This is a genomic window from Candidatus Schekmanbacteria bacterium (assembly GCA_003695725.1).
GTDB lineage: Bacteria > Schekmanbacteria > GWA2-38-11 > GWA2-38-11 > J061 > J061.
Map to the genome: position 1 here is coordinate 1 of RFHX01000259.1, position 9,466 is coordinate 9,466.

The window sequence follows — 9,466 nt, forward strand, 5'->3', positions numbered from 1 at the left end:
GATCTGAATAGCGTTTCAGAAAAAATTGGAAGTAGAAAACCTGTTTGAAAATTTATTTTTTGCATATTCCCCCCTGCCATACTGATGTCAGTGGTTATGCGTATAATTAATCAAAATATAATTCAATTTACAACTTTAACCACTGAAGAGATAGTATGAACATTACCATTCATCACGGTACTCATGAAATTGGCGGTTCCTGTGTTGAAATATCAAGCGGTGAAAACAGAATAGTAATCGATATAGGAATGCCTCTTGTTGAAGAATCAGGAGAGAGATTCGATTCAAAAATTTGCAAGACATTATCGCCATCTGAACTAGTAAAAGAAAAAATACTTCCAGACATAAAAGGCATATACAAGTCTAATAAAGGGGACAAACCGATTGACTGGTTGTTTATTTCCCATTCCCATATCGACCACTACGGAATCTATACTTTTCTGCGTGATGATATATATTACTATGTTGGCGAAAAGGCAAAAAAACTTATTGATTTAACAACTTTGTTTCTTAATTTTAACGGAGATATAAACAAATGCACTTATCTTGAAAGCGGCAAAGAGATTAAGGTCGGCAACTTCACTATCACTCTGTATTTAATGGACCATACCGCATTTGATGCCTATGGCTTTTTGATTGAATGTGAAGGTAAGAAAATATTTTATTCAGGTGATTTCAGAGAACACGAAAGGAAGGGAAAGGCATTTGATTATTTTCTTAGCAAAGTTCCAGAAAATATAGACGCACTTCTTCTTGAAGGTTCGTTGGTAGGGAGTGAAAGGAGCATAACTAAGTCGGAAGAGGATATCGAGAATGACATAGTCAAGACTATAAACAACACTGATAAAATCGTCTTTGGCGTTTCAAGTTCGCAGAATATAGACAGGTTAGTCTCATTCTTCAAGGCGGCGCGCAGGACAAAGCGGCTTTTTGTGAGCGATGTTTACACGTCGAATGTGCTTGCTGAAATAGGAGGAAAAACCATTCCTCATACTTCAAAGGGGTATGGCAATATCAGAGTCTATTTTTTCCCACAATATACCTGCAATAAACTTGTGAAGAAAAAAAGGGAAAAAATGATTTACAAATTTTACCCTTATAAAATCTCTATGGCGGAAATTTCAGAAAACCCCGGAAACATTGTGATGATGGTGAGGATGTCAATGGTGCGTGAGCTTTCTCTTATTAAAGGGATAGAAGGCGCGTCGGTCATTTACTCCATGTGGAACGGTTATCTCGAGGAAAATTCATCAAAAAGATTCATTGATTTTATGGAAGAAAAAAATATGCAATTAATCAAACATCACACAAGCGGGCACGCAACTATTGCCACTCTTGAGAAGTTCGTAAAGAAGACCAAGCCCAAGATGATTATTCCTATTCACACATTCAGTCTGGATAAATATGCCGGGATTTTTCCTTCAGAAAAAGTGATTTCCGTAAATGATAGAGAATTGATAACGAGTTAAGTTTCTCACTGAATCTGAACCGAATCTTAATCGTCATGGGAAACAGTACCAGAGATAGGCGTTAAAAATGTGCCACCTTGTGCGGTATAACCTGATAAGCTGTTCATCTGAAGAAGAGACAGCTTATGATAGACAAAGAGGCGTAAATGAATGTTTTGTCACTGAGAAAGCAGGAGGATTCTTACCACCAGATTGCACGGGTGATGGTGGGGGTGTCCGTCGGATTGTGAGGGGTTATCTAGGAGAGCAGGGAATTCCTGTGCACAGGAAAGTTCGCCACAGGAGCAAGCTGAGGCTTACAAGCCGCTTATTGAAGGCTGGTTTGCGCAGGATGATTTTAAGGCAATACGCATTCACGATTTGCTTTGTATTCAGGGATTTGACGGTTCCTACGAAATTGTGCGGCGTTATGTAGACGGCGTAAAAAAGAAACACGGCCACCAGGCCTATATCCCTTTTGAGACGATGCCCGGTTCAACAGGCTCAGGTTGACTTTGGGGATTTTCAGGTAATTGAGCCTGACAGTTCAACAAAGACGGTTTACGCATTCATTATGGCGCTGGGTTATTACCGGCATATGTATGTTGAGTTTATCGAGAGATGCATATTGCTCAATTTTTTGGCCTGCCACCAGCATGCTTTTGGATTTTTCGGTGCTGGTCCGACAGAGGTTTCTGTGAAAATATAAAGAATGTAGTTATAAAGCGCAAAAACACCGGATTATCTGGAACAGAGAGTTTGAAGCGTTATTTATGCATTACGGCATCAAGGCGATGGTTACTCGGCCCTATGTTCTTTGGGTCAAGGGCAGAGTGGAACGCCCCATTGATTATATTCGCGAGCTTTTCTGGCGGGGCTACGATTACAGGGGCATTCCCAAAGCCAACGGCGACATTCGCGTGTGGCTACTCCCAACATTTTTTCACCTTATGATTAAAAATATTCTCATTTAAAGGCATAGTTAGCAACTTATCCAAATAAATAACTAAAAGAAAAGCACTGCTGTGCTATGGAAAAATCTCCGGCTTTAACTATGGATTTATTATGGCTTTGATGTCAGGAACGGATTGATGTGGGTATTTGACGATGACTGGCTGGTTACTACTTTGCAATTTTGGCCTTGATGTATATGTATACACGAGGCGCTCCTTAAGAAGAAACTTACCGAAGAAACAATCCGTGTTGTAGAGAAGGAAGTAGAGCTTGCCCTTTCAGCATATGAACGGCTCACGCTTAAATCACTGATGGAAGGAAAACTTTATAAATTTGATGTAAGACAGGAAGAGACTCTTTCAAAAGACAATAACTCCAAAATCATTATCGGTTTTTCCGACTTATGGGTGTTTCTGTCTGTAGAATCATACTGGATTGACAAGATTGACAAAGGTATGAAATTTGCAATTTTTAATACAGAAACAAAAGGAAGAATTAAATATAGAAATGTGACACTATAAAAAAAACTTGTAAAAGAGGTTAATTTGTAAAGTGCGCAGGTCCGCTCTTCTGCATCTATCAATCCATTCTTTCAGGGTCATCAATCCTGCAGGGTTTCTTCAGATACTTTTTTGCATAGTCATAAAGATAGGCATAATCTTTTGAATATTCCTTATAACTGAGGACCGCTAAATATCTTTTTTTTGCTTCTTCTCTATGGTTTAAAAAATCGTTTATCATGCCGATTCTCATTTCTGCCATTGGGAATACCCATATATTTTTTGCCCTTTCAGATGCAAGGATGCTGTTATAAAATTCAAGCGCTTTTGAAAAGTCTTTTTTTATCCAGCAGATTTCTCCCCGCAGAAATTTTGTTTTTGTTTCCCATATGCCTTTGAAGTGCTTATTATTTTTTTTCCCCTCATTAAACATAAAGTCTGCCGTTTTCACCGCTTCACTCCATTTTTCCAGTCTTGCATTGACGATTGCATAAAGATAGTGAAACTGAGGATTGTTTGGATATTTCATTTTTAACTTTGAAATAACGGGAAGTGCTGATTTATAATCCTTTTCGAGATAGATATAAATATTTGCAAGGGCAATTAGTGCTTCTGTTTTGGCATATCTTCCTTTTTCTGCACATTCTTTAAGTTTTTCAAGTCCCCCTTTTCTGTCTCCAGAGAAGGAGATAAGGTAAGTGAGAATTTTTATTGTCTTTGGAAGTTTATCAAGAAAGTAGTCATACATTCCTAGTCCGAGATAAATATCCTTTTCATCAGGATTAAGATTATAAGCATTATTAAGATATTTTCTGCCTTTATAGGCGTTGACAAACCCGGAAAACCACTTGCGTTTTATAATACTGATTGCCCCTTTGTAACCGTATGCACCACCAAGATAGAGGAGTGCAGATGCTTTTTCTCTATTATCTGTTGATTTGCTTGTAGATTCTTCTGCTTTTTCAATTGTTTTATCAATCCATTCTTCAAAATCAGATAAAGCATCCATATCGCTTTCGAAGTAGATTTTATTCCAATAAATCATCGATGTATAAAAGTAGCCTTCAGGTCTGAGGGGTTTTAACTCAATTGCTCTTCTGAATTGTTCTTTTGCTTTGTTTCTGTCAAGGTTATAAAGATATTCAATTCCTGATTCAATCCTTTGCGAGAATTCTATTTCGGCATCTGTGATTATTTCTGCAGAAAAGGAAACTGAGGAGAAAAGAATTGTAAAAAGTAAAATTGATAAAAGTATATTAAACGCTATATTTGTTTGGTGTAGCTTATTAGGTAATGTTTTTCTCATTTTTTTGTAAAATAATTTCGCGGGTAATCGTTCCGTCAAAACCGTTGACATAGATTATGTCATTATCACTAATTAAATTGCAGATATTTTCGACTGATACTACTGCAGGAATTCCGTATTCTCTTGCAATAATAGCACTATGAGAAAGCATACCACCTGCCTGAGAAATTACAGCGCCTGCTTTTGCAAACAGAGGCGACCATCCAATATCAGAGTAAGGTATTACTATAATATCTCCTTTTTTGACTTTGGGGAAATCCTGAACACCTTTAATGACTTTTGCTTTACCCTTATAATAACCGCCTGAAGCAGGTATGCCTTTAAATTCATTACTGTTGTCTTCGGATAATAGCGGAGGTTCTTTATATCCGAAAATAGTTGAAGGAACATTATTTACAGATTCATATTTTTTTAGCTTTTCCTTTCGTCTCGAGATTACGTCACGCAGTTTTTTGCAGTCATTAATTTTTTCCGAATCTTTTATTTCATCTATCTTAAGATAAAATATATCTTCCCTTTCCTCTATGAAATTTCTCTCTTTCAGAACTTCGCCTATGCGGAGAAATAAATCCCTGAATAGAGAGAAACCGAGATTATATGTAAAACTCACTCTTTCCTTATACTCTTGGCATTTTGCAGATTTTAAAAATAGTTTTTCGTGTCTCCTATTTATGAATTTCTCTTTTTTTTCTCTATGCGCATATATATTTCCGCTCTCTGCATTTATAAGTTTTAGAATCGCGTCTTTGTTTTCCTTCCATTGAGGCACTGAAAAATCATTTCCACTGTCGCTAAGGTGGCCGAATCTATCAAAGAAAATTTGAAACTCTTTCTTTAATTCATTAATGTTTTCCATTGCCTTAATATCTTCATATGATGCATTCTTTATTTTTTCTTGCGTTTCAGAAGGTAAGGCTTCAATAATGACTTTAAGTTGTGAAAGAAAAATATTGGGATTAATGTCTTTCGTGTTTTCGGGAATAACTTCCTTCATTTTGATATTCTTTAATGATGAAAATGATTCTAGTCTCTTGTAATGAAACCCTGAGAAGAAAAAGGCGATAAGATAATAATAAGCCATTTCATTGTTCACGTTAAAAAGCTCATCATATGTATTTAGTAAATCTGGAATAGATCCAGATTTTTCAACATCCGACTTTATCTTTTTAATAGTTTCTTCCCATACGTTGAGTTTAACGGTTATCTCTTTCTCATATGATAAAAGAAGGTAAAATATAAATGATAGAAGGCGCGGAATATGCTTAAGCATTTTTAGTTTGGGCTTAAAAAATTTTTTAAAATTGAACTCTTCGTCAATTCCGAGGAATCCTTCGATTGCATGCCTGTCTATACCAATAGACTGAAGAATATCTCCTATAACTCCCATATTAAAATATGATCTGCCGTAAAACTGTTTTGCCAATTCATCAACATTAATATTATTTTTACCTATCAATTCAGTTAAAAGTTTTTTCCACGCACCATTTACAAGAGGAATATTTACGTCCCAAACCAAGGGTTTGATTATTCCCGGCATAAATTCGCGGGAAATTCTGTTTGAAAAAAGAGGGTCTATCCCCCTTGTGGTTATGTTTCTTACCTGAACAAAATAGATTTCCTTCCCGTCATAAACCCATTCAATGTCAACAGGAAATTTTAAATTGCTTTCAATTGACAGTGATTTTTTTACAAGAAGAGATATGATGTCATCGAATTCTGATAAAGCGCAGGGACTCTTATTGATTAACCTTTCTTTTCTGAAAACCCATCTCATTGGGGTTGCACCTTTTTGTATGAGTTTATCACCTCTCCCTTCAATTGCCTCTATTATGGTTTCCTTGAATCCGGTTACGGGATTCCTTGTAAAAAGTACACCTGATAACACCGGATTTATCATTTCCTGAATTATAACCGCCATCTGTCTGTTGTTTTTCGGAAGTCCTGTTTTTGCAACATAGGACTCTATATTTGTGGTGTCTAAAGATTGCCATATTTTTTGAACTGCCTTTAGAATTTCAGATGTACCCTTAATGTCAAGGTAAGTGCTGAAAAGACCTGCAGATGAAAACCTTTTTCCGTCTTCAATATTTGAAGATGACCTTACAGCATAGAAACATTTGTCAGGTATCTCTTTTTCAATATCATTTTTCAGTTTTTTTAAACCATCATCTTTGTTGCTGAGGCATCTGTTTCTCACTTCATATGGAATTAGGAAGGTTTTTGGTATGTTATATCCTTTTTTTGCAAGCAGAATAAGTCCTGCTGCTTTTTCCCCAAAATCACCATTTTCGCGTTTATTTAAAAAATCTTCAAGCTTGTAGATGTTTTTCATTTAATTTTCTTTGCCTGTCAGTATGCCATAATAGGCAAAATCATCACGCTCAGCTTTGTTGGTAAAGTAAAGGATTGGGATTATAAATGTTATAAAAATTAAAACTTCTTTTTTTCCTGTTACAAAGTAAAGTATAGGAATAAGCGATAGTAGAAAGAGATTATAGGAAATAACCGCATTTTTTGTGAGCATAAGAGTAATAAGCCATAACCCTCCGGAAATTATAAATCCATAGGAGGATATTAGGAAAAGTGCCCACGAAAATGATGACCTTCCTTTTCCTCCGCGGAATCGTGTGAAAACCGGAAATATAGTACCTACTATTGAGCAGTATGTGAAAAGAAGCATTTCTCCGTAACTCGCGCTGAGAAAGTATTTTGAAATTACTATGGGAAGAATTCCCTTTGATGCTTCGTTTATAACTGCCAGTATTCCAGCAACTTTGCCTCCTGTGTTGAAACTGTTTGCAATACCTACATTTCTTGTCCCGCATTCATAAAGTTTTTTACCTGTAAGAAGGTAGGTCGCAATATATCCAAGAGATATTGCCCCGTAGATGTAAAATAAGAGAGAATATAGTATTGTTGAATAATTCATTTTTTAATTTTAAGAAATTTTTTTAAGATTAATTTCTATTTTATATTTTCTTATACTATAATCTTGTTAAAATCGTCAATAATGAGGGTTTAAGTATAAAAGACTGGAGAGATGGATGAAAAAAAAAGTTATAGTAATAGGTGCAGGTCCTGGTGGACTAACTTCAACTATGATGCTTGCCAACAAGGGGTATGATGTTATAGTTTTTGAAAGGCAAAACTATATCGGAGGGAGAAACTCACATATAAAACTTGATGATTTCACCTTTGACCTCGGACCAACTTTTCTGATAATGAAGTTTGTCCTTGAAGAAATCTTCGGACTTTCGGGGAGAAAACTTTCCGATTATATGGAATGCAAACAGATTGATCCTCTTTACAGACTCATTTTCAGTGACGGCAAAACTTTTTATCCCACTTCAGACAGGAAAAAGATGAGAGAGCAGATTGCTGAATGTTATCCCGGAAATGAAAAGGGATATGACCGCTATCTTGAATATGAAAAGAAGAAATATGAACACGTTTTCCCTTGCCTTAAGGCTCCGTACAATAGGTTAAGTTCATATCTCAAAAAAAGATTTATTTGGGCAATTCCCTATCTTGGTCCTTTTTCAAATTTATTCGATTATCTTGGAAGATATTTTGACAGTGATGAATTGAAGCTTGCCTTTACATTTCAGGCGAAATATCTTGGAATGTCACCGTGGAAGTGCCCCGGGACCTTTAGTATTATTTCCTTTATTGAACAGCAATACGGTATTTTTCATCCTGTAGGAGGTCTTAGCCAAATAACAAAAGCTATGGCGAAAGCATCAGAAGAAGATGGTGCAGAGATTTATACCTCTCAAGGAGTGAAAAAGATTATTGTAAAAAACGGCATTGCAATCGGTGTTGAGCTTGAAAGCGGAGAAAAGGAGTTTGCTGATTATATCGTCATAAATGCGGATTTTGCCTATGCTATGACTAATCTTTTCAAAGAGGGAGTGCTTAAAAAATATACTGCATCAAATATTGCAAGGAGGAAATATTCCTGTTCTGCATTTATGATCTATTTAGGGGTTGATCGGCTTTATGATATCCCTCACCATAATATAATTTTTTCATCTGATTACAAAAATAACACTTTAGAAATTGCTGAAAAGAAAATACTTTCAGAAGAACCCTCGATTTATGTGCAGAATGCATGTGTTACCGATAAGACTCTTGCCCCTGATGGCAAATCCACTATCTATATTCTCGTACCGGTTGCAAACAGAGAAGGTGATATAAACTGGAACAAGGAGAAGGCGAGATATAGAGAAAAAGTGCTTGATATAGTTGAAAAGAGGGCAGGTCTAAATGATTTAAGAAAGCATATAAAAGCAGAAAAGGTTATTACTCCAGATGATTGGGAGAATGAAAAGTTTGTCTATAGAGGAGCAATATTTAATCTTGCCCACAGTATTGACCAGATGCTTTACTTAAGGCCTCATAATGATTTTGAAGAGGTAAAAAACTGCTATCTCGTTGGAGGAGGTACTCATCCTGGAAGCGGACTACCTACTATAATTGAGTCAGGAAGAATATCAGCTGAACTTATTATAAAGCGTGATGCCTGATGTACAGACACCAAGCTGTAAGAAGATAAGTTTTTCAGGAAGTCTATCTTTTTAAACATTGTTGCTTTTGCACTGCAGCAAGTGAAACTGTCGGGAGCATTCTTTTTCTGTTGTAAATCCGAACACTGGGCAAACATTATAAGGATACTCCTCCTGATCGCCTTCCAAATTGTCTAGAAGCTTCTGATATAATTCAGCGTGACCTTTTTCACCATCATTAACGTACTGGAATGACCGTCCCGCCACCTTGTTGTCTTCTGTCTGCGTCGGCTGAATCATCTCCGGACACATCGATTTGAATTCAAATGTTTTGCCCACAACTGCCGCTTCGAGGTTTTCTTTCATGTTTCCGATTCCCTTGAGTGTCCTTAAATGGTTGTGGACGTTTACCATTTCCGCTTCAGCTGCGGCTGAAAACATTCTTGCGGTCTGAGGGTTACCCTCTTTTTCGCTATTTCCGCAAAGGCAAGATATTTGCGATTTGCTTGTGATTCTCCCGCAAATGCCTCTTTCAATATTTCTTCGGATTTGCTTATGTTATTCCTTCTAAAAAAAGTTATTTATGATCTAAAAAAGGATTAAAAAAGTCTTATTTAATACCTTAAAAAAATTCTCTCTCAAAAAAAGAGATAAATTTGTCAGAAGATGGGTTGGATTGTTTAATATAGAATGAAAAAATATTAAGATTGAACTACAGAAAATGCAGGCGGATAGAATTTTATAATATAATAA

7 protein-coding genes and 1 pseudogene are annotated in these 9,466 nt (G+C 36.2%); 4 read left to right on the plus strand and 4 right to left on the minus strand.

The annotated features are described in order from the left end of the window. Positions 1-155 precede the first annotated feature (155 nt). The 3 genes from D6734_10090 to D6734_10100 all read left to right on the plus strand — a co-directional run bounded on the left by D6734_10090 (position 156) and on the right by D6734_10100 (position 2,923). Positions 156-1,469 carry an MBL fold metallo-hydrolase gene (locus D6734_10090; GenBank protein RMF93427.1) on the plus strand — a complete coding sequence of 438 codons (1,314 nt, stop codon included), beginning with the start codon at positions 156-158 and terminating at the stop codon, positions 1,467-1,469. Between the two features lie 67 nt (positions 1,470-1,536). Continuing rightward, positions 1,537-1,884: a hypothetical protein gene (locus tag D6734_10095; protein ID RMF93428.1), complete on the plus strand. Its 348-nt coding sequence runs from the start codon at positions 1,537-1,539 to the stop codon at positions 1,882-1,884. Positions 1,885-2,713: 829 nt separating this feature from the next. Continuing rightward, positions 2,714-2,923, plus strand: coding sequence for a hypothetical protein (locus D6734_10100; protein RMF93429.1), 210 nt, complete (start codon positions 2,714-2,716; stop codon positions 2,921-2,923). A 58-nt stretch (positions 2,924-2,981) separates the two neighbouring features. On the opposite strand, the gene D6734_10105 is transcribed toward D6734_10100, so the two are convergent. Genes D6734_10105 through D6734_10115 form a run of 3 tightly spaced genes read right to left on the minus strand, consistent with a single transcriptional unit; the run spans position 2,982 to position 7,137 of the window. Beyond that, positions 2,982-4,208: a hypothetical protein gene (locus D6734_10105; GenBank protein ID RMF93430.1), complete on the minus strand. Its 1,227-nt coding sequence runs from the start codon at positions 4,206-4,208 to the stop codon at positions 2,982-2,984. Continuing rightward, positions 4,189-6,540, minus strand: a complete 2,352-nt coding sequence (locus D6734_10110; GenBank protein ID RMF93431.1) for a hypothetical protein — start codon at positions 6,538-6,540, stop codon at positions 4,189-4,191. The genes D6734_10105 and D6734_10110 overlap by 20 nt, the downstream gene beginning before the upstream one ends. Continuing rightward, a complete protein-coding gene (locus tag D6734_10115) occupies positions 6,541-7,137 on the minus strand; it encodes a glycerol-3-phosphate acyltransferase (protein RMF93432.1) in 597 nt (198 codons plus the stop codon). Positions 7,138-7,252: 115 nt separating this feature from the next. Here D6734_10115 and crtI point away from each other — a divergent pair, with 115 nt between their 5' ends. Beyond that, positions 7,253-8,734, plus strand: a complete 1,482-nt coding sequence (gene crtI, locus D6734_10120) for a phytoene desaturase (GenBank protein RMF93433.1) — start codon at positions 7,253-7,255, stop codon at positions 8,732-8,734. On the opposite strand, the pseudogene D6734_10125 reads toward crtI, so the two are convergent. Beyond that, positions 8,656-9,270 (minus strand): annotated as a pseudogene (locus tag D6734_10125) (rubrerythrin family protein). The gene crtI and the pseudogene D6734_10125 overlap by 79 nt on opposite strands. Between the last annotated feature and the right edge of the window lie 196 nt (positions 9,271-9,466).

Bases quoted from the DNA above. Each gene is read 5' to 3' on its own strand.
- D6734_10090 (RMF93427.1), top strand. From the start codon at position 156: ATGAACATTACCATTCATCACGGTACTCATGAAATTGGCGGTTCCTGT.
- D6734_10095 (RMF93428.1), top strand. From the start codon at position 1,537: ATGTGCCACCTTGTGCGGTATAACCTGATAAGCTGTTCATCTGAAGAA.
- D6734_10100 (RMF93429.1), top strand. From the start codon at position 2,714: ATGGAAGGAAAACTTTATAAATTTGATGTAAGACAGGAAGAGACTCTT.
- D6734_10105 (RMF93430.1), bottom strand. From the start codon at position 4,208: ATGAGAAAAACATTACCTAATAAGCTACACCAAACAAATATAGCGTTT.
- D6734_10110 (RMF93431.1), bottom strand. From the start codon at position 6,540: ATGAAAAACATCTACAAGCTTGAAGATTTTTTAAATAAACGCGAAAAT.
- D6734_10115 (RMF93432.1), bottom strand. From the start codon at position 7,137: ATGAATTATTCAACAATACTATATTCTCTCTTATTTTACATCTACGGG.
- crtI (RMF93433.1), top strand. From the start codon at position 7,253: ATGAAAAAAAAAGTTATAGTAATAGGTGCAGGTCCTGGTGGACTAACT.